This window comes from Marinibaculum pumilum (assembly GCF_042646425.1).
Taxonomy (GTDB): Bacteria; Pseudomonadota; Alphaproteobacteria; order Ferrovibrionales; family Ferrovibrionaceae; genus Marinibaculum; species Marinibaculum pumilum.
The window spans coordinates 391,247-418,103 of the sequence record NZ_JBHRTR010000028.1 but is presented as its reverse complement, the minus strand read 5'-3'; the positions used below and the strand labels follow the sequence as shown (position 1 = coordinate 418,103).

Annotated in this window: 27 protein-coding genes; 12 read left to right on the top strand and 15 right to left on the bottom strand. The window is 70.6% G+C overall.

Going from position 1 to position 26,857, the window contains the following annotated elements; translation table 11 throughout:
* Positions 1 to 200 precede the first annotated feature (200 nt).
* The 3 genes from ACFOGJ_RS14600 to ACFOGJ_RS14590 are packed head-to-tail and all read left to right on the top strand — an operon-like array spanning position 201 to position 1,712.
* A complete protein-coding gene (locus ACFOGJ_RS14600) occupies positions 201 to 776 on the top strand; it encodes a TetR/AcrR family transcriptional regulator (RefSeq protein ID WP_379901613.1) in 576 nt (191 codons plus the stop codon).
* Positions 777 to 807: 31 nt separating this feature from the next.
* The gene (locus ACFOGJ_RS14595; RefSeq protein ID WP_379901611.1) at positions 808 to 1,107 is read left to right on the top strand and encodes a YciI family protein; all 300 of its coding nucleotides are present in this window, start codon (positions 808 to 810) and stop codon (positions 1,105 to 1,107) included.
* A complete protein-coding gene (locus ACFOGJ_RS14590; protein WP_379901609.1) occupies positions 1,104 to 1,712 on the top strand; it encodes a DNA-3-methyladenine glycosylase I in 609 nt (202 codons plus the stop codon). The genes ACFOGJ_RS14595 and ACFOGJ_RS14590 overlap by 4 nt, the downstream gene beginning before the upstream one ends.
* A 21-nt stretch (positions 1,713 to 1,733) precedes the next feature.
* Here ACFOGJ_RS14590 and ACFOGJ_RS14585 read toward each other — a convergent pair whose 3' ends face one another.
* The 9 genes from ACFOGJ_RS14585 to ACFOGJ_RS14545 form a co-directional block, all read right to left on the bottom strand.
* Positions 1,734 to 3,341, bottom strand: a complete 1,608-nt coding sequence (locus ACFOGJ_RS14585) for a TCP-1/cpn60 chaperonin family protein (RefSeq protein ID WP_379901607.1) — start codon at positions 3,339 to 3,341, stop codon at positions 1,734 to 1,736.
* 6 nt (positions 3,342 to 3,347) lie between these two features.
* Positions 3,348 to 4,628 carry an NADH-ubiquinone oxidoreductase-F iron-sulfur binding region domain-containing protein gene (locus ACFOGJ_RS14580; protein ID WP_379901605.1) on the bottom strand — a complete coding sequence of 427 codons (1,281 nt, stop codon included), beginning with the start codon at positions 4,626 to 4,628 and terminating at the stop codon, positions 3,348 to 3,350.
* The gene (locus ACFOGJ_RS14575) at positions 4,625 to 4,993 is read right to left on the bottom strand and encodes a (2Fe-2S) ferredoxin domain-containing protein (RefSeq protein WP_379901603.1); all 369 of its coding nucleotides are present in this window, start codon (positions 4,991 to 4,993) and stop codon (positions 4,625 to 4,627) included. Before ACFOGJ_RS14575 ends, ACFOGJ_RS14580 begins: the two co-directional genes overlap by 4 nt.
* A gap of 22 nt (positions 4,994 to 5,015) precedes the next feature.
* A complete protein-coding gene (locus ACFOGJ_RS14570) occupies positions 5,016 to 5,285 on the bottom strand; it encodes a hypothetical protein (RefSeq protein ID WP_379901601.1) in 270 nt (89 codons plus the stop codon).
* A 12-nt stretch (positions 5,286 to 5,297) separates the two neighbouring features.
* Positions 5,298 to 6,764: a hypothetical protein gene (locus tag ACFOGJ_RS14565; protein ID WP_379901599.1), complete on the bottom strand. Its 1,467-nt coding sequence runs from the start codon at positions 6,762 to 6,764 to the stop codon at positions 5,298 to 5,300.
* A 14-nt stretch (positions 6,765 to 6,778) separates the two neighbouring features.
* Complete coding sequence (locus ACFOGJ_RS14560) at positions 6,779 to 7,084, bottom strand: MmoB/DmpM family protein (RefSeq protein WP_379901597.1); 306 nt, start codon at positions 7,082 to 7,084, stop codon at positions 6,779 to 6,781.
* On the bottom strand, positions 7,059 to 8,120 hold the full coding sequence (locus ACFOGJ_RS14555; RefSeq protein WP_379901595.1) for a hypothetical protein: 1,062 nt from the start codon (positions 8,118 to 8,120) through the stop codon (positions 7,059 to 7,061). Before ACFOGJ_RS14555 ends, ACFOGJ_RS14560 begins: the two co-directional genes overlap by 26 nt.
* A gap of 118 nt (positions 8,121 to 8,238) precedes the next feature.
* A complete protein-coding gene (locus ACFOGJ_RS14550) occupies positions 8,239 to 9,084 on the bottom strand; it encodes an alpha/beta fold hydrolase (RefSeq protein ID WP_379901593.1) in 846 nt (281 codons plus the stop codon).
* Positions 9,081 to 9,776 carry an isochorismatase family protein gene (locus ACFOGJ_RS14545; protein ID WP_379901591.1) on the bottom strand — a complete coding sequence of 232 codons (696 nt, stop codon included), beginning with the start codon at positions 9,774 to 9,776 and terminating at the stop codon, positions 9,081 to 9,083. The genes ACFOGJ_RS14550 and ACFOGJ_RS14545 overlap by 4 nt, the downstream gene beginning before the upstream one ends.
* 233 nt (positions 9,777 to 10,009) lie before the next feature.
* Between ACFOGJ_RS14545 and ACFOGJ_RS14540 the strand changes: the two genes are divergently transcribed.
* Complete coding sequence (locus ACFOGJ_RS14540; protein ID WP_379901589.1) at positions 10,010 to 11,008, top strand: AraC-like ligand-binding domain-containing protein; 999 nt, start codon at positions 10,010 to 10,012, stop codon at positions 11,006 to 11,008.
* Between the two features lie 41 nt (positions 11,009 to 11,049).
* Here ACFOGJ_RS14540 and ACFOGJ_RS14535 read toward each other — a convergent pair whose 3' ends face one another.
* Positions 11,050 to 11,763, bottom strand: coding sequence for an urease subunit beta (locus ACFOGJ_RS14535; RefSeq protein ID WP_379901587.1), 714 nt, complete (start codon positions 11,761 to 11,763; stop codon positions 11,050 to 11,052).
* A gap of 16 nt (positions 11,764 to 11,779) precedes the next feature.
* Complete coding sequence (locus ACFOGJ_RS14530; protein ID WP_379901585.1) at positions 11,780 to 12,463, bottom strand: urease accessory protein UreF; 684 nt, start codon at positions 12,461 to 12,463, stop codon at positions 11,780 to 11,782.
* Between the two features lie 2 nt (positions 12,464 to 12,465).
* On the opposite strand from ACFOGJ_RS14530, the gene ACFOGJ_RS14525 reads away from it, so the two are divergent.
* The 6 genes from ACFOGJ_RS14525 to glnT all read left to right on the top strand — a co-directional run bounded on the left by ACFOGJ_RS14525 (position 12,466) and on the right by glnT (position 18,168).
* Entirely contained in the window at positions 12,466 to 12,786 is a 321-nt protein-coding gene (locus ACFOGJ_RS14525; RefSeq protein WP_379901583.1) for a hypothetical protein, read from the top strand.
* Positions 12,783 to 13,685: a helix-turn-helix domain-containing protein gene (locus tag ACFOGJ_RS14520; RefSeq protein ID WP_379901581.1), complete on the top strand. Its 903-nt coding sequence runs from the start codon at positions 12,783 to 12,785 to the stop codon at positions 13,683 to 13,685. Before ACFOGJ_RS14525 ends, ACFOGJ_RS14520 begins: the two co-directional genes overlap by 4 nt.
* Before the next feature lie 119 nt (positions 13,686 to 13,804).
* Positions 13,805 to 14,734 carry a glutamine amidotransferase gene (locus ACFOGJ_RS14515; RefSeq protein WP_379901579.1) on the top strand — a complete coding sequence of 310 codons (930 nt, stop codon included), beginning with the start codon at positions 13,805 to 13,807 and terminating at the stop codon, positions 14,732 to 14,734.
* Positions 14,731 to 15,438 carry a protein glxC gene (locus ACFOGJ_RS14510; RefSeq protein ID WP_379901577.1) on the top strand — a complete coding sequence of 236 codons (708 nt, stop codon included), beginning with the start codon at positions 14,731 to 14,733 and terminating at the stop codon, positions 15,436 to 15,438. Before ACFOGJ_RS14515 ends, ACFOGJ_RS14510 begins: the two co-directional genes overlap by 4 nt.
* A gap of 37 nt (positions 15,439 to 15,475) precedes the next feature.
* Positions 15,476 to 16,786 carry an FMN-binding glutamate synthase family protein gene (locus ACFOGJ_RS14505; protein WP_379901575.1) on the top strand — a complete coding sequence of 437 codons (1,311 nt, stop codon included), beginning with the start codon at positions 15,476 to 15,478 and terminating at the stop codon, positions 16,784 to 16,786.
* 74 nt (positions 16,787 to 16,860) lie between these two features.
* Complete coding sequence (gene glnT / locus ACFOGJ_RS14500; protein WP_379901573.1) at positions 16,861 to 18,168, top strand: type III glutamate--ammonia ligase; 1,308 nt, start codon at positions 16,861 to 16,863, stop codon at positions 18,166 to 18,168.
* A 33-nt stretch (positions 18,169 to 18,201) separates the two neighbouring features.
* Here glnT and ACFOGJ_RS14495 read toward each other — a convergent pair whose 3' ends face one another.
* Positions 18,202 to 18,975, bottom strand: a complete 774-nt coding sequence (locus ACFOGJ_RS14495) for a response regulator (RefSeq protein ID WP_379901571.1) — start codon at positions 18,973 to 18,975, stop codon at positions 18,202 to 18,204.
* Between the two features lie 253 nt (positions 18,976 to 19,228).
* Between ACFOGJ_RS14495 and ACFOGJ_RS14490 the strand changes: the two genes are divergently transcribed.
* On the top strand, positions 19,229 to 19,552 hold the full coding sequence (locus tag ACFOGJ_RS14490) for a hypothetical protein (RefSeq protein ID WP_379901569.1): 324 nt from the start codon (positions 19,229 to 19,231) through the stop codon (positions 19,550 to 19,552).
* A 12-nt stretch (positions 19,553 to 19,564) separates the two neighbouring features.
* Here the strand turns inward: ACFOGJ_RS14490 and ACFOGJ_RS14485 are convergent, their stop codons facing one another.
* The 3 genes from ACFOGJ_RS14485 to wecB all read right to left on the bottom strand — a co-directional run bounded on the left by ACFOGJ_RS14485 (position 19,565) and on the right by wecB (position 25,609).
* Complete coding sequence (locus tag ACFOGJ_RS14485) at positions 19,565 to 22,930, bottom strand: NfrA family protein (protein ID WP_379901567.1); 3,366 nt, start codon at positions 22,928 to 22,930, stop codon at positions 19,565 to 19,567.
* A gap of 67 nt (positions 22,931 to 22,997) precedes the next feature.
* Positions 22,998 to 24,503, bottom strand: coding sequence for a glycosyl transferase family protein (locus ACFOGJ_RS14480; protein WP_379901565.1), 1,506 nt, complete (start codon positions 24,501 to 24,503; stop codon positions 22,998 to 23,000).
* Positions 24,500 to 25,609, bottom strand: a complete 1,110-nt coding sequence (gene wecB / locus ACFOGJ_RS14475) for a non-hydrolyzing UDP-N-acetylglucosamine 2-epimerase (RefSeq protein ID WP_379901563.1) — start codon at positions 25,607 to 25,609, stop codon at positions 24,500 to 24,502. Before wecB ends, ACFOGJ_RS14480 begins: the two co-directional genes overlap by 4 nt.
* Positions 25,610 to 25,804: 195 nt before the next feature.
* Here wecB and ACFOGJ_RS14470 point away from each other — a divergent pair, with 195 nt between their 5' ends.
* The gene (locus tag ACFOGJ_RS14470) at positions 25,805 to 26,857 is read left to right on the top strand and encodes a DUF4434 domain-containing protein (protein ID WP_379901561.1); all 1,053 of its coding nucleotides are present in this window, start codon (positions 25,805 to 25,807) and stop codon (positions 26,855 to 26,857) included.

Sequence of the window (26,857 nt, the reverse complement as noted above, 5' to 3'; positions counted from 1 at the left end):
GGACCTGCATCCTTGCGGCCTGACTGCGACGCGGGCCGTGGTCCGCGCCCCGGCTCAGTATAGGCCGGGCCGCGCCGCGGTTCACCCGGCGCGTACCGTGCAGGGGCGCTTGACCGTCTGGGACAAACGTCCTAGAAATTAGGTCAATTGTCCTAGACCTGATCCCGGCATGCGGCGCCGGAATGCGGGTGGGGGTGCCAATGGCGGGTGGAGAATCGACACGGGAACAGATCGTCGCGGCGGCCGACAGGCTGTTCTACCGGCAGGGCTTCGAGACCACCTCGTTCGCCGACATCGCCGCGGCGGTGAAGATCTCGCGCGGCAATTTCTACTATCACTTCCGCAGCAAGGACGAGATCCTGGACGCGGTGGTCGCGCGCCGCCTGGACGATACCCACGCGATACTGCAGGCGTGGGCGGCGCAGGACGCCGATCCCGCCGCGCGCATCCGCAGCTTCATCGGAATCCTGCTCCGCAACCGGGAGTCGATCATGGCCTTCGGTTGCCCGGTCGGCACCCTTGCCACGGAACTGGCCAAGCTCCGCCATCCCGCGCAGGGGGAGGCCGTGGCGCTGTTCGACCTGTTCCGGACCTGGCTGCGCCGGCAGTTCGAGCTGGCCGGCCGCACTGCGGATGCCGATGTGCTGGCCATGCACCTCCTGGCCCGCAGCCAGGGGGTCGCGACCCTGGCCAATGCCTACCGGGACGAGGCTTTCGTCGCCCGGGAGGTCGCCGCGATGTGCGACTGGCTGGAGACACAGATCGCCGCCGCGTAGCAGCTGCGGCAGACAGCACAAGGAGACCGCAATGTTCTTCGTCACCCTGACCTTCGGCGCGAACCGGCAGACAGCCGCGCAGCATATGGATGGGCATAAGGCCTGGCTGAAACGCGGCTTCGACGACGGGGTCTTCCTGGTCGCCGGCAGCCTGGCACCCGGCGAAGGTGACGATGGCGGCGGCGGCATCGTGGCGCACGGCCTGTCCCGCACCGACCTGGAGCGGCGGGTGGCCGAAGACCCGTTCGTCGCGGAAGGCGTGGTCCGGCCAAGGATCGTCGAACTGGCGCCGGCGCGCGCCGACGACCGCCTTGCCTTCCTGCTGTCGTGAGCGAGCTGTTTCAGGCGCCTGACGGGCGCCCGCGCTGCCGCTGGTGCGGCGGCGCACCGGAATTCCTGGACTATCACGACAGGGAATGGGGATTCCCTGTCGCCGACGACCGGCGCCTGTTCGAGAAGCTCTGCCTGGAGAGCTTCCAGTCGGGGCTGAGCTGGCGGACCATCCTGGCGAAGCGGGAGAATTTCCGCGCCGCCTTCGACAATTTCGAGGCGGCGAAGGTCGCGCGCTACGACGAGCGGGATGTCGCGCGGCTCCTGGCCGATGCCGGCATCGTCCGCCATCGCGGCAAGATCGAGGCCGCGATCAACAACGCACAGCGCCTGCAGGACCTGGTGGCACAGGAGGGCTCCTTCGCCGCCTGGCTCTGGCGGCACGAGCCCGATCCGGCCGACCTGCCGCCGCATGCGGCGCCGGTCTCCGCGGTGTCGGAGTCCCTGTCGAAAGCCCTCAAGAAGCGCGGCTGGCGGTTCGTCGGACCGACAACCGTGCATGCCTTCCTGCAGGCGATGGGCCTGATCAACGACCATGCGCCGGGCTGCGCGATCCGGCCGGAAGCGGCAGCGGCGCGGCGGGCGTTTCGGCCGCCTGCCGGGTGACGCCACGGCCGGCGATGCGCCTCAGCCGGGGTCCTGCCGGTCGGTGACCACGACGCTCGCGGTCAGCAGCATCGCCGCCATCGCGGCGGCGGCCCGCAGGCCGGCACGCAGGGCGGTGGCGGACATCGGCGGCGCAATGCGCCGCCGCCCGTCGCTGCTGCCCGGCAGGACGATTGCGCCCCGGCTCGCACTCCAGCGATCCAGGATCGCCGCCCGGGCCGGCTGCGGCACCCCGGCATTGACCAGCAGCCGCGCCGCCGGACGCGACAGGGCGCGGCGCAGCACGGCCCGGCCGGGATCCGTCCTGTCGCCGCCCGGGGCGGCCGGCAGCGCCGCCGCCGCGCGCAGCAGGGCGACTCCGGCCCCGGGCAGGACGCCATCCCGGAGCGCCTGGCCATAGCCGCGCAGGGCGGCTTCCGCACGATGCAGCCGTTCCCCGGCTTCCGGGTCGGTGTCGCCGCCGATCCGCAGCAGTACGGTGCGCCCGCTCAGGTTGCCGCGCCGCCGCTGCAGCTGCTCGCGCTCATGCTCGGTCGGCCAGCCGGCACAGGCCGCGTCGATCGCGCGGAGCCGCAGGCGGCGGAGCAGGGGATCGGCCCGGCCGCCCCGGATCACGCTCGCCCCTTTGCCGATCAGCGCCTCGCCCGCGACGCCGGCCAGGGCATCCAGCGCGCCGGCCTCCGCCAGGTCGCGCGCCGCCGTAACCGGCCGGGCCCCGGTCGCGGCGGCCAGGTCCTGCAGCTGTTCCTCGCGGCCTGTGCCATGCCCCGGCAGGGCCACCGCCACCACCGCCGCAGCCGCGCCGCGCCGCGCGGCATTGGCCGCCAGGGTGGCCAAGGCCGCCCCCGCCACCTCCGGCGCCACCAGCAGCACCGGACGCGCGCGCGCCACGGCACGTTCCAGCAGCGGCAGCACCATGTCGCGGCCGTCGACCCTGTCCAGGGCGACGAAGATCTCCGGGGCGTCAAGCCGGGTCTGCAGGCGCAGCGTGTCGGCAGCCATCAGCGGGCTGGCATAGCCGGCCTGCAACCGGAAGCCGGTCTCCCGTGCGACCTCGCTTTCCTTTCGGCGTGACGGTTCGACCAGCACGACGCCGTCGCGGCCCGCTGCCACCATCGCCAGCGCCAGCAGGTCGCCGAGCGCCCGGTCACCGGCAATGCCCTGTGCCAGCGCCCGCCGTGCAGCGGCGCCACGCACCGGCCGTGTCTGCGTCTGCAGCAGCGTGTCGGCCTCACGCGCGGCCGCCTCCAGGCCGGCCGCCAGGGCCCGCGGCTGGATGCCGCCGGCCAGCAGCCGCAGCCCTTCGCGCAGCATGGCATCGAACAGCAAGGTCGCCGTCGCGCCGCCATCGCCGGCGGCACGGCGGGTGCGCAACTGCAGCTCCCGCACCAGGCGCACGCCGATCTCGGCCAGGGGATCGTCCAGGGCGAAGTCGCGGCAGATCCGTTCCGCGTCCCTCGCATGCAGCGGCGTGTCGAAGGCCCGCTCCAGCATCACCCGGCCGCCATGCGGGCCATAGGCGGCGCCCACCAGGCGGGCGAGCAGGGTGACGCCGGCGGCGATGTCCCGGACCCCGGCGCTGCCGAAATGGATGTCGCGCGGCAGGCCCGGCTGGGTCTCCTCGGCCATCGCCGCCTAGCCGGCCAGACGGGTCACGCTTTCCCTGCAGACCGGGCACGGGGCGCCCGACAGATGGGCGGCAAAGGCGCCTTCGAACAGCTGCAGGCCGCTGCGCAGGGGCGCCTGCGGCATGGCGATCAGGCCGCACAGCCCCTTGCCCTCGGCCAGTTCGAACAGCTGCGGGATGCGGGCCAGCAGCGCCTCGCTGCCCTTGCCCGCCTGCACCTGGCGCAGGATCGCCAGGCACATGTTCGTCTCCATCCGGCATTCCGGGCATTGCCCGCAGGAGGCTTCGGCGAAGAACGCCATCAGCGCGGCGAGCACGTCGATCATGCAGTCCCGTTCGGAGAAGCCCCGGACCACGCCGCAGCCCAGCCCGCTCCCCGCGGCCCGCAGCGCCGCTTCGTCGAGCGGCAGGTCGAACCGGTCCGGCCCCAGGAAGGCCAAAGCGGGCCCGCCGACCTGCACCGCCTGCAGCACCGCACCGTCGCGCAGGCCGCCGCCGATGCCGTACAGCAGGTCGCGCAGCGGCATCCCCAGCGGCACCTCATGCACGCCGGGATGTGCGAATTCCGGCCCCAGGCTGCACAGCATCGACGCCGCCATGCCCCCCGCAGCCGCCCCCAGGACCGGCGGCAGCCAGGCCAGGGTCTCCACGTTGTGGACCAGGGTCGGACGGCCGCCCAGCCCGGCCTCGGTCGGATAGGGCGGGCGCTGCCGCGGCAACGGCTCGCGGCCCTCCAGCACCTCCAGCAGGGCGGTCTCCTCCCCCACCAGATAGGCGTCGGGCACCGGCACCACCTCGACCGCACAGGCGGACGCCGCCGCGGGCCAGGCGGCGCGCCATGCGTCCGCCGCTGCGCGGATCGCCGCCAGCGCCGCCTGCGCCTCCGCGTTCACCGCGACCAGGATGCGCCCGGCGCCGACCAGGCCGGCCGCCAGCAGGGCGCCCTCCAGCACCTGGTGCGGCAGCCGCGCCAGCAGCATGCGGTCCTTCACGGAGCCCGGCTCGTGCTCGCTGCCGTTCACCACCACGACCTTGTCCGACCCCGGCCGGTCGCGGACCGCGCGTAGTTTCCGGTGCGCCGGGAACTGCGCCCCGCCACGGCCGGCCAGGGCGGCAGCCTGCAGCTTCGCCAGCAGCGATCCGGCATCGGCCGCCGGCAGGCCCTGCCAGAGGTCATAGCCGCCGCGCTCGCGATAGGCCGCCAGCGGCTCGCCGCCGTCGGAATCCTCCGGCGCGCCGGCCAGCAGGCCAGCGGGAAAGGCGGGACGGAAGGCGGCAGATGCGGTCACGAGAAGAAGTCGCCCCGGCCCGGCAGCAGGCCGGCATCGATGATGTCGAAGATGAACTTCTCCAGCTTCGGGTCGTTCTTCGCCTTCAGCCGGGCCGGCTCAGGCCCGCCGGCCAGGAAGGCCACCACCTCGTCGACATCGTCGGCCGACACACCGGAGAGCCAGCAGCGCCGCGACGGGATCACCACATTCGGGCCGTGCTGGCAGGCGGAGAAGCAGAGATACGGTTCCGGCGCCACCTGGTCGAGCCCGGCCTCCTCCACCCTGTCGTTCAGCCGGTCCAGCAGCTCCTGCGCGCCACGGCTCTTGCAGTCGACATTGAGGCAGACGAACACCTCGATATCGTCATCGTCTTCACCGGTCATGACGTCAGATCCCTTTCGGGGGTCAGCCGAACGAGGTGCGGCGGTAGGGCTGGCCCGGCGGCAGGCCCAGGGTCAGCGCCGACCAGTCGCCCAGCCCGTGATCGGCCAGGGTGCCTTCCACCGGCACAGGCGCGCCGGTCACCATGTTCCACAGGGTGGCGGTCGCCGGGTCCTGCCGAAAGAAGTCGCAGGCGGCCTGCATCACCTCCGCCACCGGCGTGTCCGCGCCCAGCGAATAGGGCGGGATCAGCACCGGCGGCATCTCGTTCTCCAGTCGCACCAGAACGGCCATGCTCGATCCCCCTCAGCGGTGCAGTTCGCCGGTATTGGCATGCTCCAGGCCCCAGAAGCGGGGCATCTGGTCGGGCTGCAGCAGGCCGCGGGCCAGCATCTCGTCCTGGGTCAGCATGCGCAGGTACTTCTCCGGATCCAGGCCGTAGATCCAGTCGCAGGCCTCCGAGCAGAAATAGAGCTCCTGCCCGCCGTCCGGGCCGTCATGATGACGGTGGCGGAACATCGGCTTGTTCTCCGCATCCACCATCATCAGCGGGAACTGGCAGACCTTGCAGTGCAGCGGCGGCGCGTTCACGTCCAGCGGGTCGCCGCCGTCATGCGCCTGCCAGAACGGCTCGTACAGCTTGCCGTACAGCGGATACTTCTCCGCGAACCAGGCGCGCTCCTCGGCGGACGGCGCCTCCACCTGGTGGAAATGCGCCTGCTTGCCCTCGAACAGGTTCTTCCAGACCGCGTGGCTGTAGATCTCGTTCTCCTGCAGCATCAGGTCCAGGAAGCGCGGCGGCTTCAGGCCCAGCGGCCCCAGATCCTCGATCAGGCCGCCGATATAGTTCTGCAGGTAGTAGTGCTGGAAGGCCTCCTTGTAGGACATCACCTTCGACTTGCCGAAATAGTCGATGAAGATGCTGGTCGGCGCGCCCACCAGGCGGTGCAGCAGCCAGCTCCACTTGTCGAACCATTCCTGCACCACCGGCACGTTGCGGGGATCGGCCTCCAGCAGGATCCGCATCCCGGTCATGCCGATGGCGATATGCCGGGTCTCGTCGGTCTGGGTGGTCAGCTGGTGCTGGCCGAACATGACATCGCCATTGGCGACCGCCACAGCCGGGGTGGCGACGAACAGCAGGTTGGTCCAGCCCGCCTCGAACACGCCGTTGACGCCGATCACCATCTCGAACGGGTCGCTGACGAACAGATGCTCGAACGAGGTGCGGGCGGTCTGGAACAGCCAGTGCCGCTGGAACCAGGTCAGCCAGTCGTCGACGCCGTCGTAATGCTTGTTCAGCCAGCGCATGTAGTTGACGTCGTTCTGGCCGTGCCGCATCTCGTCCATCGCCTGGTACATCGCGGCCTGGCTGAAGGACGGCATCGGAATGAAGCGGGCCATGCGGGTCATCAGGTTGGCGCTGAAATTCTCGCTCTGCGCCAGCGCCGCCATGTACAGCTTCATCCCCTCCACCCAGCGCCGGTCGATGCGCTTCGCCGCTTCGAAGCGCTGGTTGGCATCGGCGATGGCGTGGTAGGAGGTCTCCTTCTTCGCCTGGATCCGCACATATTCGCGATAGAACATGCGGAACGGATCTTCCCACTGGTCCCAGTTGTGGACGTGGATCCGGCTGGCCTGGGGCGCATAGCGCTGCGGGTAGATCCCCTCCTTCGGCACGTAGCTCGGTTCCCAGTACAGCCCGCGCGACGTTTCGCGGTAGTACCTGTCCATGTCGCGCGGCGGGGTCTGGGCTGCGGGCCGGTCGGACATCGGGGCGCCTCCTGTCATTTCTGCGGTCGCGACAGCACCAGCCGGTCGACCGTGAAGGTTTCCACATTGCCGGCGAAGGCGTGCATGATCTCGTTCAGGTCCGTCATCACCCAGTCGTCGCGGCCGAGTTCGTCGCGCACCGCCTCGGCCTCCAGGTCCAGCCGGCCCTTCACCTCGATGATGACATAGCCGGGCAGTTCGCTGACGCTGACCCCGTCATGGGTTTCGCGCACCGCCTCGAGCACGGCGTCGGCCACCTCGCCCTTCATCAGCTCCATGGCGACATGGCCGCTGTTATCCCGGAACACCGACGGCGACATCGCGCTCTCCCTCGGTTGTGGCGGCAGCGGCCGCCGCCGGCTGCAGGCCGCATTCCGCCAGCTGCGCCTCCCAGGCGGCCCGGGCCTCGGTCCGGATCGCCCCATAGGCCGGCGCACCGGCCGCAGCATCGATCACCGGCCCCAGCGCGTCGGCCGCCTCCTGCGCCGGCGCCTGCCAGCGGTCGATCCAGTCCTGGACGATGTCCCTGTTTCGCTCGTCATGCTTGATCACCGCGGCCGCGAAGGCGCGGCCCTGGGCCATGTGGCGCTTCATGTCCTCCTCCAGGCGCAGCCAGTACTGCGGCAGCACCCAGTCGCCATGCGCCCGCGGGATGTCGACCATCAGGGCATGGTGCGCCGGCTGGAACAGCGGCAGCAGGACATGGTTCAGCAGGACCAGGTTCTCCGCCCAGTCGAAATTGCACAGCGACATTTCCACGAAGCGGCGCAGGGGCTGCAGCGGCGCCCAGGTCATCCAGGGCTCCGCCTCCGCGCCCGCGGCGGCACCGGGCGGCAGCTCCCAGGCCAGTTCCACGAAACGCTGGGCATGCCGCATGCAGTCGAAGGCCTGGAACTGCAGCACGTTCATCGCGGTGCCGGCCGGGGTATAGGCGGCGCCGTAGGTCTGCAGCAGGCTGAAGCCCCAGAAGGCGTGCCGCATGCCGGGGATGTAGCTGTCGAGGATCGCCGCCAGGCCGGGCTGCCGCGCGCCGTCCAGGCCGGCGAAGGCGTCGGCCGCCTTCGCGCCCTCGATCAGCCCGTCCAGCTTCTTCTCCTCGCCGTCCTGCTGCAGGTTGTAGCTGCGATAGGTCAGCTTGAAGGGGTCGCGGAAGGCGCCGCGATCGCCAAGGTGCAGGCGGGTCGGCTCGACGATGTCGATGCCGGTCTCGGAGCGGACATGGAACGCCTCCCGCACTTCCTCCGGCCATTGCGGATCGTCGCCGATCCACCAATGGCCGACGGAGCGCAGGGTGAGTTCCTCGTACTCGCCGATCCGTCGCTCGCCCTTCAGATAGGACCAGCTGGATTTCGCCATGGGCCGGGCCCTCCTTTACCGTCATGTGACAGGCTAGCAACCGCCTGTCGGCCAGGCTTGTCGATCCGAGCACAAAGCCTTGCGCCTGGCCGCGCGCGACCGCCAGGCCCCGGCGCGATCAGGGCGCCGCCGCCTCCAGGCGGGGCAGCAGTTCCGCGATGAAGCCCTCGAAATTGTCCCACGGCACCATGTGGCCGGCCGCCGGGACCGCGACCACCGGCACGGCCGGGTTGGCGGCGGCCAGTTCCGCCGCGGCACCCGGCGGCACGACGGGACTGTCGGCGCCCCGGATCAGCACCGCCGGCGGCGTGACCCGGCGCCAGTGATCGAAGAAGTCCTCTGTGTGAAACCCTTCGTAGCTCTCCAGCACTGCCGTCTCGTCGCAGCTCGGCAGCACCTGCAGGCGCAGGCGCAGCTCGCGCTCGGGCCATTTCGGGTAGAAGCGGCGCACCGCCTCCACCGTCGTGCCGGCCTTTGCCTCGTGCAGCTGCGCCAGGAACGAGTCCCGGCTGGTCGGATAGGGCGCGCGTCCGGGGCCGGACACGGGCGGGTCCACCAGCACCAGCAGGGGATGGTCCGCGCCGCCGTGCAGCACGGCGTGGGCGGCGGCGATACGGGCGCCCATCGAATGGCCGATCACGATCGGCGCCGGCAGGCCCAGCGCCTGCACCAGGCCGGCCACATCGGCGGCATAGTCGGTCATCGCATAGCCGCCGGCCGGCGGCACCTCGCTGTCGCCGCGGCCGCGGATGTCGGGCGACCAGACCCGGAAGCCGCGGGCCGCGATCGGCCGCGCCAGGAAGTCCGTTGTCGCCGCCGGGCTGGTGATGCCGGGCAGCATGACCACCTCGGCCCTGGCCGTCGCGCGGCCTTCCGCCGGATACTCCAGCACCCGGTGGCGCAGGCCGTTGGCCTGCACGTCGCGGGGCCGGCCGGCGATGGCGATGTCGGGGTCTGCCGTCACAGCCTGCCTCCTTCCGCCGCGGCAGCCGCCGGCAGCCCGCCCAGATAGGCCAGCACCTCGTCCAGCGGGATCACGTCCGCATATTTCTGCTGCATGTCGAACAGGTTGGCTTCGTGCGGCGCCGCCGCGCGGTCCGCCACGCAGTCCCGCGGCACCAGGACATGGAAGCCGGACTGCATCGCATCGACCACGCTGGCCCGGACGCAGCCGCTGGTCGTGGCACCGGTGACGATCACGGTGTCGGTACGCCAGGCGGCGAGCTGGGCAGCCAGCGGCGTGCCGAAAAAGGCGGAGGCGCCGGTCTTCACGATCAGCGGCTCTTCCCGGCGGCGCGCCAGCCGCTGGTCGACGGCCACCAGCGGGCTGCCCTGCACCAGGGCTGCCATGCCCGGTGCCTTGTGCAGCCAGGGCAGGCTGTCCAGCTGCGCCGCGTCGAAGGCGATCGTGGTGAAGACCGCCGGCACGCCCTTCTCCCGGCCCAGGTCCAGCAAACGGCGGGTGGCGGCGAGTTCCTCCGCCATGTCCGCGCCGGTCGGCACCGCCGGGTCGGTGAAGCCGCGGCTGAAATCGACAACCAGGATCGCCGGCCGCTTGCCGCGCGGCACCGGCCGGCCGAAGCCGGCCGCGCGATAAAGATCGCGGTCGCCCGCCGCCGCGGCCGCCCGGCCGGCATTGGTGGTCGCGGGGTCCATCCTGATCCCTGCCTGCAGTTGCCAAGGCAATGGAGGCTATCCGCGCGCCCCGGGCAGGGCTTGTCGATGACCGCACAAAAGCTTGCGGCCCGCAGAGGCAGGGCCGGGCCGGCATTGCGGCACCGGCCGCCGGCGCTACGCTGGCATACGCCTTGCGAAATCAGGCAAGATATCGGCGCGCAGGCATCGCAATCCGCCGGTCTGCGCGAAAGATCGGCAAGGAGGATGCTCCAATGCCCAAGCTTTGCTCTGTCGGGGACGGCCAGGCCGCGGCTGCGGCGCCGGTCGACAGGGCCCGCATCTGGCACGATGCGATCACGTCGGCGCTGTTTCCGCTGAATGCCAGGCCGGGCAATCCCGACCGGTTCCGGGGCGAGCTGCAGAACTGGGACCTGGGGGATATCTCCCTGACCCGGATCGATTCCGAGCCGGTCGACTATGTCCGCGACCGCAGCCATATCCGGAGCGATACCGACGAACGGCTGCTGATCACCTTCGCCGGCCGGTCCGAGCTGCATTTCGAGCAGGAGCGGATCCGGCTGGCCTGCCGGCCGCAGCAGTTCTTCATCGAGATGGCGCACCTGCCTTATCGCTTCACCCAGCTGGCGCCGGACGAGCTGTGGGTGCTGCGGGTGCGGGCGGCACTGCTGCGCTGGCATGTCGGCCCGGTTGAGAAGTTCGCACCCTATGCCTTTGACGCCAGCCGCGGCATCGGCGCCCTGCTGTTCGACATGCTGCGGATGATGCCGCAGCGGCTGTCGGAGGCCGGCACCGACGACCATGGCCGGCTGACCCAGAGCATCGTGGAACTGCTCGCCCTGGCGCTGGAGCAGGACGATCGGGTCCTGGGCAGCGACCAGGGCAGCGTGCAGGCGGCGCATCTGGCGCGGGTCGAACGCTATATCCGCCAGAACCTGCCGGACCCGGAGCTGGCGCCGGACCGCATCGCCGGGGCCTGCGGCATCTCCACCCGCTACCTGCACGGCCTGTTCCGCGCCAGCGGCACCACGGTCGGGCGCTGGATCCGCGAGCAACGGCTGGAGGCCTGCGACCGGGAACTGCGGCAGGCGGCGGGGCGCCGCGGCAGCATCGCGGAGCTGGCGCATCGCTGGGGCTTCGGCGACCACGCCCAGTTCAGCCGCCACTACAAGGCGCATTTCGGCCGCACGCCGTCGGAGGCTCGCGGCCTGGCGCCGGCCGGCGGCGCGCCCGTTCCGGGGATCGCAGTCTAGGCGCGGGGCGTTCGGGAAGAAGGCCCCGGGCAGAAGGGGCGTCAGGCGCCCTTGAAGCCCTTCGCCCTCGCCGCCGCCAGGGCGGCGTCCTTCACCACCGGATCGGACACGGCGCCCCCGGTCAGGTCGTTCAGGCCGGTCAGCTGGCCGCGCCCGCCGAACGGCACCAGGGTGACCTCCTTGCTCTGCCCCGGCTCGAAGCGCACTGCGGTGCCCGACGGGATGTCCAGACGCTTGCCGAAGGCCGCCTCCCGATCGAAGTCCAGCGCCTTGTTGGTCTCGAAGAAATGGTAGTGGCTGCCGACCTGCACGGGACGGTCGCCGGTATTGGTAACCGTCAGGGTGCTGCGCGGCCGGCCCGCATTCAGCTCGATCTCGCCATCGCCGAAGATCACCTCGCCCGGGATCACCTCGCCCGGCACCCGCGCGCCCTCTTCCGCCGCCGGCGCGTCGCCGCGGATCGGGTCGTGGACCGTCACCAGCTTGGTGCCGTCGGGAAAGCTGCATTCCACCTGCAGCACCGGCAGCAGGTCGGCCACGCCGGGCATCACGTCGGCGGCGTCCAGGATGGTGGAGCCGAAGGCCATCAGGTCGGCGACCGTGCGGCCCTCCCGCGCGCCCTCCAGGATTTCGTCGGCGATCAGCGCCGTCGCCTCTGGATGGTTCAGCTTCAGGCCCTTGGCGCGCCGCTTCCGCGCGAGCTCCGCGGCGGTGAAGATCGTCAGGCGTTCCATTTCCGTCGGGGTCAGCAGCATCCCGTCGATCTCCCTGTCAGCTGGAGAACAGCCGTGCGCCGTCCTGGCCGCCCTGCATGATCGCGATTTCCGTCAGCGGCGTGAAGGCCGAGATTGCCGCATCCGCCGGCACCGGTTCGGCGGCCGATGCCGCGACCAGGTCCAGCATGTCGCGCAGGATCGCCTGCGCGCCCAGCGCGCCGATCAGGTTCATGCGGATCGCCGCGGTGGTCAGTCCGGTCAGGAAGACATAGCCCGACATCGCCAGCGCCACCTCCTCCGCCAGGCCGAGGCCGGCCCAGACCAGGCCCTGGACCGGCGCCAGATGGCCGTGGACATGGCCCGCCAGCACTTCCCGCCGCCACGCGGCGGCACCGGGCGTACCCAGCCGGTCGTGGGTGGCAAGCAGGGCGGCACCGTTGCGGCGGGAGCCGACGCGGAAACGGCGGTTCAGGGTCGCCGCCTCGACCTCCGAATCCAGCGCGGCCAGAGCCGGGAGGTCGCCGGCACTGCGGTGCGCCAGCGCAACCGCCACACGGTCGGCCGGATGCCAGCGCTGGCGCAGCTGCTGGCCGATGAAGGCGGAAAGGCGTTCCGGCGCCAGCCGGCCGCCGCCGGCCTGCAGGCCCGCCCAGGCCTCCAGCCCCTGCGAGAAGGCAAAGCCGCCGCTGGGAAAGGCGCTGTCGGCATGCTGCAGGGCGAGGAGCGCGTGCAGGGTCATGGATGCTTGCCGGCCTTCCAGGGGTGGCGCTGCGGATCGAAGGAAGCGGTCGCCAGGCGGCCGCCCATCCTTCAGTCTACACCGGCGGGGTCAGCGATGCGCCACCCCTTCCGGCCACGGCCGGGCATGATAAGGAGGGGAAGATCGCGGCCATCCGTCCCGCGATGGCCCGGCGAACGCCGGTCCTGGCGGCGGCTTGCACCGGGACTATCCGGCGGAATAATATTTTCCTGGAACTCAATCCGCATGCCGCCGGCGCCGCATCCCGGCAGGGGACCACCCACCCGAAAAGAGACAGCCAGATGACGATCGACGCGGCATGAGCAAGGCTCGTTCCCGACCGCCGGTGAAGGCCAAGCCGGTGAAGGCCAAGCCGGCGAAGGCCCAGCCGGCCGGGGCGAAAGCCGGGCGCAGCGCTGGGGCGCCGGGGCCGGCCGCGCGCAAGCCGGCGAAGAAGCCCGCCCCCGTCTCCCCCGCGACCCCTGCCACCCCCGCGACGGCGGCGGCACCGCAGCGGCGAAAGCGCAGCCCTGCCGCCCCCGAGCCACGCCCGGCGCCCGCAGCCGCGCCGCGCGGCGCACGGGACGACGCCCCGCCATCCCCGGCCGACCGCATTGTCGGGCGTTCCGACGACAAGCCGCGCCGACGGGAGGATCTGTCGCTGGAGGTCGCGATCGGCCGGCAGGTGCGCACCATCCGCCAGTCGCTGGGAATCACCATCACGGAGCTGGCGCGCGCCACCTCGCTCTCGGTCGGCATGCTGTCGAAGCTGGAGAACGGCCAGACATCGCCGTCGCTGACCTCCCTGCAGAGCCTGGCGACCGCCCTCAACGTGCCGATGACCGCGCTGTTCGCCCGCTTCGACGAAAGCCGGGACGCGACCTTCGTACGGGCGGGAGAAGGGCTGCCGATCGAGCGCCGCGGCAGCCGTGCCGGCCATCTGTACCAGCTACTGGGCAATTCCATGCGCGGCGAGGTCCGGGTGGAGCCGTTCCTGATCACCCTGGACGAGGAAGCCAGCACCTACCCGGTCTTCGAGCATCCGGGCTACGAGTTCATCTACATGCTGCAGGGCCGGGTGATCTATCGCTATGCCGACCGCACCTACACCCTGGGCCCAGGGGATTCCCTGTTCTTCGAATCCGACGCGCCGCACGGCCCGGCCGAGCTGCTGGACCTGCCGGCGATCTATCTGTCGGTGATCATCTCGTCACGGGCATGAGCCGGCCACCGCCTGCACAGCTTTTTCCTTCTGTTCAATCACTTTCACCACCAGTATAAGGACGGGCGCCGGCCTGCGGGGCAGGCGCAGAAAAAAGAAGCAGACGGGCGGGATCGAAGATGTGCGGCATCGTGGGCCTTTTCCTGAAGGCGGAACGGCTGGAGCCGGATCTCGGGCGCCTCACCGCGCTGATGCTTCACGAGATGCGCGACCGCGGCCCGGATTCCGCCGGCTTCGCGATCTATGGCGAGGGCGGCACCGCACACAAGGTCAGCGTGATGGCCGCCGATGGCGAAAGCCGCGACTGGGCCGCACTGGCCGCCCGGGCCGAGGCGGGCCTGGAGAGCGCCGGCCCGGGGGCCGCGGTCACCGCCCGCCGGGTGTCGGATCATGCGATCCTGGAAACCGCAGGCGACCCCGCCGCCTTGCGCCACTGGCTGCTGGACAACGAACCTGGCCTGACGGTCCTGGCCACCGGGCGGCGGATCGAGCTGTACAAGGGGGTCGGCGATCCCGACCGGGTAGCGGCGCGCTTCGGCCTGGAGGGGCGCAGCGGCAGCCATGCCATCGCCCATACCCGGATGGCCACGGAATCCGCGGTGACCATCGCCGGCTCGCATCCCTTCTCCACCGGTGCCGATACCTGCCTGGTGCATAACGGCTCGCTGTCCAACCACAACTGGCTGCGGCTGGACCTGGAACGCGAGGGCGAGCGCTTCCAGACGGAGAACGATTCCGAGGTGGCGGCCGCCTATGTCGCCGCCCATATGCGCCGCGGCCGCGACCTGAAGTCGGCACTGGAGGCCGCCATTGCCGACCTCGACGGCTTCTACACCTTCGCCGTCGGCACCGCCGACGGTTTTGCGGTGCTGCGCGACCCGATCGCCTGCAAGCCGGCGGTGATCGCGGAAACAGACGACTGGGTGGCGATGTCCTCGGAGTTCCGCGCCATCGCGCGGCTGCCCGGGGTCGGCCATGCCGAGATCTGGGAGCCGGAACCGGGCATCGTCTATTCCTGGTCGCGGGACCGCGGGGAGGCGGCGGCATGAGCCGTGACGCGCCGCTCGCGCCCGGCCGCAACGAGACCGTCTACGACCTGGCGGCGACGGACCTGCGCGCCGTGAACAGGGCGCTTCATGCGGCGCCGGACGGCGCGGTGATGATCCGCAACCCGGGCGGCGCGCATGCCCTGGCCTGCGGCCTGCGCAGTCCGCTCCAGGTCCGGATCGAGGGGCATGTCGGCTATTACTGTGCCGGCATGAACCGGGAGGCCGAGGTCACCATCGACGGCAATGCCGGCACCGGCGTGGCAGAGAACATGATGTCGGGCACCGTGCGCGTGCTGGGCAATGCCAGCCAGTCCGCCGGCGCATCGGGCCATGGCGGGCTGCTGGTGGTGACCGGCACCGCCTCCGCCCGCTGCGGCATCTCGATGAAGGGGATCGATATCGTCGTCGGCGGCGATGTCGGGCATCTCTCGGGTTTCATGGCGCAGGCCGGCAACCTGGTGGTGCTGGGCGACGCCGGCGCCGCCTTCGGCGATTCCCTGTACGAGGCCGACCTCTATGTCCGCGGCGCGGTCGCCGGGCTGGGCGCCGATTGCGAGGAGAAGCCGATGACCGACGCCGACCGGGAAAAGCTCGCCGCCCTGCTGCGGCGGGCGGAGATGGATGCCGACCCGGCCGCGTTCCGGCACTACGGCTCCGCCCGGCGCCTCTACAACTTCAGGATCGACAATGCCGGCAGCCGGTAACCGGCCTCCGCTGCCGACAGGGGGACAAGCCACCGCCATGGATCCACGCCGCATCCGCAGCTCCGCCAGCTTCCCGCCGCATGTGGTGGCGGAGATCCAGCGTGCCGCCGACCAGGGGGTCTACGAGATCCGCGGCTATGGCGCGCGCCGGCCGGTCCCCAGTTTCGACGACCTGGTGCTGCTGGGCGCCTCCATGTCGCGCTATCCGCTGGAAGGCTATCGCGAGGCCTGCGGCACCGACGTGCTGCTCGGCACCCGACATGCCCGAAAGCCGCTTCACCTGAAGATCCCCGTCACCATCGCAGGCATGAGTTTCGGCGCGCTGGGCGCCCATGCGAAGGAAGCGCTGGGCCGCGGCGCCAGCGCCGCCGGCACCTCAACCACCACCGGCGACGGCGGCATGACGCAGGAGGAGCGCGGCCATTCCAGCATGCTGGTCTACCAGCTGCTGCCGTCGCGCTACGGCATGAACCCGGAAGACCTGCTGCAGGCCGATGCGATCGAGGTGGTGGTCGGGCAAGGCGCCAAGCCAGGCGGCGGCGGCATGCTGCTGGGCCTGAAGATCACCGAAAGGGTCGCCGCCATGCGCACCCTGCCGGCCGGCATCGACCAGCGCTCCGCCTGCCGGCATCCCGACTGGACGGGGCCGGACGACCTGGAGATCAAGATCCGCGAACTGCGCGAGATCACCGACTGGGAGAAGCCGATCTACATCAAGGTCGGCGCCAGCCGCCCCCACTACGACACCGCCCTGGCGGTGAAGGCCGGCGCCGACGTGGTCGTTGTCGACGGCATGCAGGGCGGCACCGCCGCCACCCAGGACGTCTTCATCGAGCATGTCGGCATTCCCACCCTGCCGGCGGTGCGGGAGGCGGTGCGGGCGCTGCAGGAACTGGGCATGCACCGCAAGGTGCAGCTCATCGTCTCCGGCGGCATCCGCTCCGGCGCCGATGTCGCCAAGGCGCTGGCGCTGGGCGCGGACGCCGTGTCCATTGGCGTCGCGGCGATGGTGGCGCTGAACTGCAACCGGCCGCTCTATGAAGAGGATTACCACGCGCTGGGGACCGAGCCCGGGGCCTGCGCGCATTGCCATACCGGCCGCTGCCCGGTGGGCATCGCCACCCAGGATCCGGCGCTGGAATCCCGCCTGGATCCCGAGGCGGCCGGCCGGCGGGTCGCCAACTATCTCAACGTGCTGACCCAGGAGGCGCAGACCCTGGCGCGGGCCTGCGGCAAGTCGCACCTGCACAACCTGGAGCCGGCCGACCTCGCCGCGCTGACCGTCGAGGCGGCGGCGATGGCGCAGGTGCCGCTTGCCGGGACCAGCTGGATTCCGGGCCGGATGTAGCTGCGGCGGCAGACGGGCCGGACGGAACGAAGCGGGACGCGCGATGCGCGATGCGACAGAAGGAGGCGGAGGCCGTGGCAACAGACCTGCAGAAGAAGGCGAAGGATCTGGGGATCCGGTACTTCCTGATCTCCTATACCGACCTGTTCGGGACCATGCGGGCCAAGCTGGTGCCGGCGGCGGCAATCGCCCAGATGCAGAAGGACGGCGCCGGCTTCGCCGGTTTCGCCACCTGGCTGGACATGACGCCGGCGGATTCCGACATGTTCGCCCTGCCGGACCCGGACAGCCTGATCCAGCTGCCCTGGAAGCCGGAGGTCGGCTGGCTGGCGTCCGACCTGATGATGGACGGCGCGGCGGTGGAGCAGTCGCCGCGCTTCGTCCTGAAGAAGGTGCTGCAGGCGGCGGAGGCGGCGGGCTACCGCCTGAAGCACGGCGTGGAGTGCGAATATTTCCTGATCTCGCCTGACGGCAGCGGCCTGTCCGATCCCGCCGACATCCAGGGCAAGCCCTGCTACGACCAGGCCGCGCTGATGCGCCGCTTCGACGTGGTATCCGAGATCTGCGACCACATGCAGACCCTGGGCTGGGGCCCGTACCAGAACGACCATGAGGATGGCAACGGCCAGTTCGAGATGAACTGGGACTATGACGATTCCCTGCTCACCGCCGACCGGCATGCCTTCTTCAAGTACATGGTGCGGTCGGTGGCGGAGCGGCACGGCTTCCGCGCCACCTTCATGCCCAAGCCTTTCGCCCATCTCACCGGCAATGGCTGCCATGCGCATGTCTCGCTGTGGAACAAGGCTGGCCGCAAGAACCTGTTCGACGATCCCAAGGGCGAACTCGGCATCTCCGACCTGGGCTATGCCTTCCTGGGCGGGTTGATGGCCCATGCGCCGGCACTGACCGCGCTGGCCGCACCGGCAGTGAATTCCTACAAGCGGCTGAACGCGCCGGTCACCGCCTCCGGCGCGACCTGGTCGCCGAACACCGTTAGCTATGGCGGCAACAACCGCACCCACATGGTGCGCATCCCCGATGCCGGCCGCTTCGAGATCCGGCTGGCCGACGGCGCCGCCAATCCCTACCTGCTGCCGGCGGCCTACCTGGCGGCGGGGCTGGACGGGATCGCGCGCAAGCTGTCCCCGGGCAAGCGGCTGGACATCAACATGTACACCGAGGGGCACAAGGCCCGCGGTGCCCGCACCCTGCCGCTGAACCTGCTGGACGCGCTGCGCGAACTGGAGCGCAGCAAGCCGCTGCGTGCCGCCCTGGGGGAGGCCTTCGTAGGCTCATACCTGAAGCTGAAGCAGGCGGAATGGACCGACTATATGCGCCACCTCACGCAATGGGAGCGCGACAACAGCCTGGATTGCTGACAGGGACCCGGGCCGGCACTGCCGGCCGGAGGGTCAATTGGCGCGCTCCATCTCCTCGTGCACGACGGTGATCAGCTTCGACGGCGTGATCGGCTTGGACAGCACAGGCCCGCTGAGATCGCCAACCAGGCTCAAGGCCCGTTCCGGATAGGCGGTGACGTAGATGATCGCTGGCTGCTGCTCGCTGCAGATATGCCGGAGCACGCTCAGCCCGTCCTCGCCGCCGGCCAGGCTCAGGTCGGCGACGATCAGGTCCGGGCGCACCCGCTCCGCGGTCTCGATCGCCTCCTGGCCGGTGGAGACCAGCGGCGCCACCTCGAAGCCCATATCGCTGAGGGCGCGCGCGATCTCGATCCCCTGCAGCGCCTCGTCCTCCATCACCAGGGCGGTGTGGTGGCTGCGCTTCAGGCTGTTCTCCGCACGATGCAGGAAGCGGCGGATGAAGCGCTCCGGGATGTCGAGGATCTCCGACACCTCTTCCTGCTCGAAGTCGAGGACCGCGCGCAGGACCAGGACCTGCCGCTCGCGAACCGGCAGGGCCAGCACCCGCGCATGCAGGCCCTCTTCCTCCGGCGAGCGGCCGTCGGTCAGCTTCTGCCGGTCCAGATGGTTGGGGGCATGGGTATGGAAGCGGGCGAAGATCTCGACCGGCGACGCATCCTCCGCCGGCAGGTCGCCGTCGCCGGACAGGGCGAGCAGCCATTGCTTGATGACATCGTCGCCATAGTCCCGCGACCCGGTGATGCAGTACATGTACTGCCGCAGCTGCGGCAGTGCCTGGACCAACGCGCTCTGTCGGCCGGCCATCCCACTCCTCCTCACGGCCAGCAGCCGCGTGAAGCCGCGGCGGCAGCCTCCGGCCGCGCGGTCGGCTCGAGCATAGACCGAACGCAGGCCTTGCGCGACTCACCCCAGACCGCGTGCAACCGCGCGGCCTCCCCCTGCGCTACGGGAATCTGGACGAAAGCCCGGCTTTCTGGCATTTTTCGGTGGAACTGCATGCATTCTTGCTGCATCCGGGCACGTATGCCCGGCACGGGGCGTACAAGAGCTTTCCACGATGACGCAACAGAACGGGAAGACGAAGGACAGGACCGTCCGGTCTCCGGCTGCCGCGGATGACGGGCTGCGCGAGGTCACAGCCGCCGGCACGCAGAGGTGGGACGCCCGGACCGAAGACGCCATGATGGGCGGCGCCGCACCGGATGGCAGCGGGGCCGGGGAAGATGCGGCGGGTTCCGGCGCGATGCCCGGCTTCGAGCAGCCGGGGGAAGAGCTCTATGCCCTCCTGCCGGACCTCGGCCGCCGCGTCGCGGAGGAGGAGGTGCCGGACGAACTGCACCGGCTGGCCATGACCCTTGGCAGCCGCGGGGGTAAGGCCTGAGGCCGGATCCCCTCAGAACCGGATCTGCGCCCGCACCTGCAGTACCAGGTCGTCCTGCGCATCGTTCTGGAACCGATAGCGGGTTTCCAGGCCGACCTCGGCGGTGGAGCGATAGGCTTCGTACTTGGTATCGTTGAACCAGAGCCGGTAGCCCAGCCCGGCGCCGATCTCCACGCGATTGCTGGAGAGGGTGTCGTCGCGGCTGCTTGACGCCGTCGCCAGGCCATAGGCGGCAACCGCGTCGGCCTCCGCCGGCAGGTCGATGCCGAACGGCTTCTTCCAGGCATAGCCGTACTGGCCGATCGCGGTGAGGAAGGTCGTGCCTTCCCCCAGCACCCGGGCTGCGTCCAGGTACAGCGAGCCGGTCGGCCAGTCGTCGCGCACCGGCTGCCAGTCCAGGCTCTGGCCGAACGAGATGCTGGCCCGCGCAAGCCAGTCGTCATAGGCGAAGCGGCCGATGGCGAACAGCCGCTCGAAGGAGAGCACCAGGTTGTAGTCGGTCAGCGGCTTCCAGCGGGCGCCGATTCCGGCCTGCAGCGAGTTCTGCACCGGCACGATGCTGCCTTCCTCCGCGTTCCAGAACAGGCGCGAGAAGATCTCCACCGTCCGGCTGTCCCGGTTGCCGATCACCGGCGGCTGCCAGGCGAGTTCCACCGCGCCGGTGCCGTTGGAGGTGTCGCGGACCGGGCTCGGCGCGCCAGTGGCCGCCTGCAGGCTGTTCACCGTCACATTGGCCGTGGCGGTCCAGCGGTTCTCCAGCCGCTCCACCTCGCGGCGCAGGCGGAAGCGGGTTTCCCTCGCCTCCGGCCCGTCATCGTGGATCCGGTCGATCGCGGTCTTGAAGCGCGACACCGCGACATCGTTGCGTGCCAGCCGCTTGTTCACATAGCCGCTATCCTCGTAGACCGGGTCCAGGCCATCCGGCTTCAGGGCGATGGCCCGCGCGAAATGCTCTTCCGCCGCCGCATCCCGGCCCAGCTCGACCAGGGCATAGCCCATTGCCGCCTGGATTTCCGCATTGTCCGGCGCCAGCTCCACCGCCTTGCCATAGGCGGCCAGCGCCTCCTCCGTCTGGCGCGCCTCCGCCAGCAGGCTGCCCAGGCGGAACCAGCGGTCGGCATTCGGCTGCAGCGCCAGCGCCTGGCGCAGCAGCGCCTGCGCCGTCGTCGGATCGCCGGCCGCGGCCGCGGCTTCGGCCATCTCGCTGAAATACTGGGCCCGGTCGTCCGGCGACAGGGTCTGCGGCTCGATCCGGGCCAGCAGCCTGTCGGCCGCGGCAGTGCCGCCGAGATTGCGCAGCGCCGTGGCCGCAGACAGCGCCACGGCGGGATCGAACCTCTGCGCCAGGCTGCGCTGCCACAGGGCGACGGCCCGTGCCGTGTCGCCGGCCGCCGATTCCAGATAGCCGAGGGTGTTGAGCCAGGCAGGATCCGGCTTCGTGCCGGCGGCATCCGCCATGGCAATCGCGCGCTGCAGGTCGCGGCGGGCCTGCGCGGTCCGGCCCAGGCGATCGGCGCAGAAACCGGACAGGGCGAAGAGGCGCGGCGGCGGGGTCGAGCCGGCGGCGGCCCGCTGCGCCCATTCCAGCGCGGCGGCGCAATTGCCGCGGCCGGCCAGGCCGGTCGCGACCTCGACCGCCAGCCCCGGATCGCCGGTGGCCGTCGCCAGGCGCTCCAGCACCTGCTCCGCCTGCTGCGCGCGACCGGCGTCGCGCAGGCCCTGGACCAGCTGCAGCCCCAGCGTCTTGCGGCGGCTGGCGGGCAGCCCCGGATAGGGAAACGCGCCCTCCAGCACCCGGATCTCGGCCGCCTTGCCCCCGGCCCTGCCGGCGGCATAGACCGCCCGCGCCAGCAGGTCGGCATCGCGCCCGTCCGTGCGGCGATAGGCCTGCAGCAGCAGGTCGCTGGCCTGCGCCCAGCGCCGGACGGAAGCCGCCAGTTCGGCGGCTTCCACCAGCCGCCCCTGGCGTGTCAGCATCTCGATGCCGGCCTCGGCTCGATCCGCCGCGACCAGGACCGACAGCAGCCGGTCTATCGCGCCGCTGTCGCCGTTCTTCACCTCTGCCGACAGGATCTTCGCCGCCTCGTCCAGCCGGCCCACGGCGATAAGACGCTCCAGCAGCGCCTGGCTGTCGGCTTCCGAGCCGGTGGTCCGGACCAGTTCCCGGCGCAGCTCCAGTTCGTCATCCAGGTCGCCGGCGCGACGCAGTGCCTCCACCGCGGAGCGCAGGGCCGACACCCGCTGCTCACCTGCTTCTTCGCCGGCCAGTCTCTCGAAGATGGCAGCCGCCTCGCCCGGCCGGCCAACCTGCAGCAGGATCTCTGCCTTCAGGGTCTCGCCTTCCGTGTCCAGGGCCTGCTCCGGGATCGCCGCCAGCACCCGCGCCGCCGCCGCCGGGTCGTCCGCCTCCAGGTAGAGCCGCGCCAGGCGCAGCCGCTCCTTCCGTCGGGCGGCTTCGTCCCTCGCGCTGTCACCGGCCGCCGCGCCGTCCGCGGCGATCGCCCGGGCAAGCCAGTCGGCCGCCCGGGCCGGCCGTCCGGATTCCTCGGCAAGGTTGGCGAGCCGGCGCAGCGCCTCGGCATCGCCCGGGTGGCGCTCCACCAGGGCCTGCAAGGTGGCCATGGCAGCGGCATCGTTGCCGGCCTTGATCTCCGTCTCCGCCAGCCGGCGGGTGGCCTTGATCCAGTCCTCCCCGTCGCCCTGCGGCGCGGCCTGCCGGGCCCGGCGGAACGCCGTAGCCGCCCGTGCCAGATCGCCCTTGCCATAGAACAGGTCGCCCAGCCGCAGCAGGTCGTCGGCCGTCGGCTCCGGCAGCGCGGCGAGCGCCTCGGCCGCCGCCTCGGCCCGGCCGAGCTCGAGGAGATAGCCGACCCGTGCCGCCTCCGCCCGCTGGCGCTCGGGGTTCTTCAGGCCGGTCGTCCACATGCCCTGGCCCAGCGCCTGGTCGACCGCCGAAAGGGCGGCGGCATAGTCGCCAGCTGCGGCCTGGGACCGCGCGAGCAGCCATTGCAGTTCCGGGTCGGCAGGCCGCAGGTCGACGGCGCGCCGCGCCGCGGCGACGGCGTCGGCCGGCCGCTCCTGGCGCAGCCGCAGCTCCGCCAGCTGCACCAGCGGCGGCACCCGCGTCGGATCCTCCCTGATCGCCGATTGCAGCCAGTCCGCGGCCGCGTCCAGCTTTCCCTGCTGGATCAGCTCGAAGGCACGGGCCATCCGGGGATAGGTGCTGAAGCTTTCAAGCCGCCCCTGCAGCCCGTCCGGCGGGATCACTTCGTCGTCCGGCTGCTCGAACAGCAGCATCGAGGCGGCCAGCCAGGCAAGTCCGGCCATGGTTATCAGGGCGATGAGCAGCGGCAGGAAGCGCCATCCGCGCCATTTCATGCCACCCCCGATCCACCGCGGGGAAGCCCCGTTCCCGGCATCTCCGGCAGGTCTGCGCGTGCCCCGGTCAACTGGCCAGATCCTTCGACCGGCGGCTCAGGACCTTCAGTTCCTCCGCGCCGGGGAAGGCATGGCTGGTCTTCTCCCAGTCCAGGGTCTGGCGCCCGCGTGCCGCACGGATCACTCGCCGGATGGCCCGCAGGCAGGCGAAGAAGTTGATGAAATTGCCCCAGACCTGGCGCGGCACCGACATCAGCGCGGCATAGGCGCCGTAGACCATCCAGGTGAACCAGACCCGGTGCAGCACGCGATTGAGCAGGAACAGGCCGTTCAGCAGAAGGAGCCACCACAGCGGCCCATAGGGGATCACCAGCGGCGGGAAGGCGAAGCCGTCCTCGAACGCGGCACTGTAGGCCGCCATCGCCAGGGCGTTGGCCAGCACGAAATAGCCCATCATGTTCACCAGGTTGGTGAACAGCGCCTTCCGGTCCCGCATCAGGAAATAGCGCAGCGCAAAGGCGCCGCGCCAGCCGATGCGGCGCGACCCCTGGAACACGATGCCGGTCAGCCAGCGCGCCTTCTGACGGACCGCGGCCCAGAAGTCGTCGGGGAAGTATTCGCGCACCGCCACCCATTCCGGGCGCCGGACCCGTCGCTCCGACCCGAACAGGTTGCGGCGCAGCTCCTCGACCTCGATCGGGAAGCGGACGAAGATCTCCTTCATGCCGCCGCCGTGATGCTTCAGCCGGAAGGAGATCTCATAGTCCTCGGTCAGGCTGGATTCGTCGAACACCTCGCCGTCGCTGTCTTCCAGCAGGGCGAGGATCGCCCGCCGCGAGAAGCCGGTGCCCACGCCGGCGCTGGGCACCTGGCCGGCCAGCCATTCGCGCACCACCAGGTCCTTGGAATGCACTTCCGCGAACTCGTCCTGGTAATGGCCGCCGGTCATCTGCCACCACTCCCGCTCCAGGGAGAAGACCGGCAGCTGCACCAGGTCCTTGCGGGGGATCAGGAAGTTGAACAGGCGCAGCTCCAGGCGATGCACCACATCCTCGGAATCATGCAGGACGAAGGCTGCGTATTCCGTCCCGCTCTCCTGCTCGTCGCGGAATGCGGCTTCCAGGCAATGGTTGAGCGCATCGGCCTTGCTGGTCGGACCCGGCTGGCGGGTGACCACCTTGCGGACCTTGTCGCTTTCGGCGGCGATCCGGTCGACCTCCGCCTGCGTCTCCGGATCGTTCGGATAGGTGCCGACATAGATCCGGTACCTGTCGTAGTCGAAGCTGTGCACCGACAGTGCCAGCATCTGGCCGATCACATCTGCCTCGTCCCAGGCGGGCACAAGGATCGCGATCGGCTGTTGCGGGCAGTCACGCAGCTCCTCGACCGTCAGGCGCTTGTGGATCCGCCGGATGATCAGGCCGCGATAGGCGCGCCAGACCCAGTAGGTCAGGTCGACGAACAGGTCGTCGAGGCTGGACAGGATATTGCCCACCGCGGCGATGACCAGGATCACATAGACGCCGAACCAGTAGATGGCGGCATAGTCCAGCAGGCTTTCGACCGGGATCATGCCGCTTCCGCCCTGTCGGTGGCGAGGCGCGCGGCGATCCGTTCGGCGGCATGGCCGTCGCCGAAGGGATTGCCGTCACGGACCATCGCCCTGCGGGCCGCTTCGTTATCCAGCAGGTCCTCCGCCGCCGCCACAAGGCGGGTGGCATCCAGGCCGACCAGGCGAGCCGTGCCGGCCTCTACCGCCTCCACCCGCTCCGTCACTTCGCGGGTGACCAGCACCGGCACGCCGTGGCTCGGCGCCTCTTCCTGCAGGCCGCCGGAATCGGTGACCAGCAGGGTACTGGTGGACAGCAGCGACTGCATGGCGACGAAGCCCAGCGGCTCCACCAGCTCGGCATTGGGCACGCCGGCAAAGGCGGTCCGTACGATGTCGCCGACCATGGGGTTGGGATGCACGGGCAGGACCAGGTCGACGTCGGACCGGCGGCGGCACAGGCCCGCCAGGCCTTCGCAGAGCGCCTGCAGCGGTGCGCCCCAGGCTTCCCGGCGATGCAAGGTCACCGCGATCCGCCGGACGCCGGGCGCGGCGGCCGGCCAGGCGCCCTCGAACCGGGGGCGCAACTGCTCGATCGCATCCACCACCGTATTGCCCACGACCTCGATGCGCTGCGCCGGGATGCGCTCCGACCGGAGGTTCTCCGCCGCCCGTTCCGTCGGCGCGAAGCAGATATCGGCCAGCGGGGCGATCAGGCGGCGATTGGCTTCCTCGGGAAAGGGCGCCGCCAGGTCGTAGGTCCGCAGGCCGGCCTCGACATGCACGACCGGGATGCGGGCGTTGAAGGCGGCCAGGGCACCCATGAAGGCGGTTGACGTATCGCCCTGCACCACGACATGGGAATGGACAGCATCGTCCATCAGCCCGCCCAGGCGATCGAGCATCCAGGCGCTCCGCGCCGAGAGCCCGCCGGCAGACGGGGCCTCCAGGCACAAGTCGATGGCGATGTCGAAGTCCTGCAGGGCCAGGCGGGCCAGATCGGGATGCTGTCCCGTCGCCAGCAGCTTCACATTGTCGCTGCCGAAGCGCCGGCACAGGGCGCTATGGACAGGTGCCAGCTTGATCGCCTCGGGTCGGGTGCCCAGGACCAGAAGGAAGGTCTTACTCAACGTGACTCAGCCGTGGATGTGCGAGGATCCCCCCGGCCTGACGCGACGCGTTCACGGGCCGGCACTTCAGGCTGCATCGGCGCAGCACGACGGGATGGATGTCATCGGTAGCGGGTTGCCGGTCATGCCGGGTGCCCCACGAATCGCAGCCTATGCCGGTAAATCGACCGCAACCGCAATGGTTCCGGACGCCGCATGTCGATGATCTGCCGGATATCGGCCCTCCTGCTGCTGTCGGCGGGGCTGTGGCTGGGCAATGTCGATCTTGCACCGGACGACTTAATTTTCGGTGTTCCCCCGGCAACGGCCGGCGGCAGCTGCCGTCCGGCCATGTCCGGCACCTTCTACCAGCCGCTGGTGAAGGACCTGGAATGGGGTGAGGACCGCTGGCGCAGCCTGGAGGACACGCTGCACGGCCTGGGCATGACGGAGGTCTTCGTGCAATGGAGTTCTGCCGACGGCATTGCCTTCTATCCCAGCAGCGCCCTGCCCGGTCCGGTCGGGTCGCCGATCGACCGCCTGTTCGACCTGGCGCGGCGACGGCAGCTCGATGTCTGGGTGGGCCTTGACCTGGACAAGGACTTTCTGCCGAACCTGCGGAAGCCGGCCGCCACCCTCGCCGCCCATCTGCGGGAAAGAGAGCGGCGTCTGGCCCGTCTCCTGCCCGACCTGGCCGCCTATCTGCGACGGCAGGACAGGCTGGCGGGCTGGTACATCTCCGCCGAGGTCGACGACGGGGCCTGGATCGACGGTCCGGCAGGCCCGGCGGTCCGCCGGCACCTGCAGCGGCTCAGCCGGATGTTGAAGACGGCCATCGACCGTCCCGTGGCGATTTCCGCCTTCGCCAACGGACACCTTCCGCCGGAGCGCTACGCTGCGTTCTGGCGCGACACCATGCAGGAAGCGGAGATCGACCTCCTGCTGTTCCAGGACGGCGTCGGCGCCGCCAAGCTGACACCTGCCGAGGCCGGCAGGTATGCCACCGCGCTGGCCCGGGAGGTGCGGCACGCGGATCGTCAGTTCGGCGTCATCATCGAGCAGTTCGGGCAGCGGCCGGACGCAGGGGGCGATGCGCCGCCGCTGTTCGCCCCGGCGCCCCCGGCACGGGTCCGCCAGCAGCTCGATGCCACCGCGGCCCTGGCGGACATCCGGCGCATCGCCTTCACCGTGCCGGACTATCTGCTGCCGGAGAACGGGGACCGGACATTGCTGGACGCCCTGCATGCCGATCTCGCCGCCTGCCGCTGA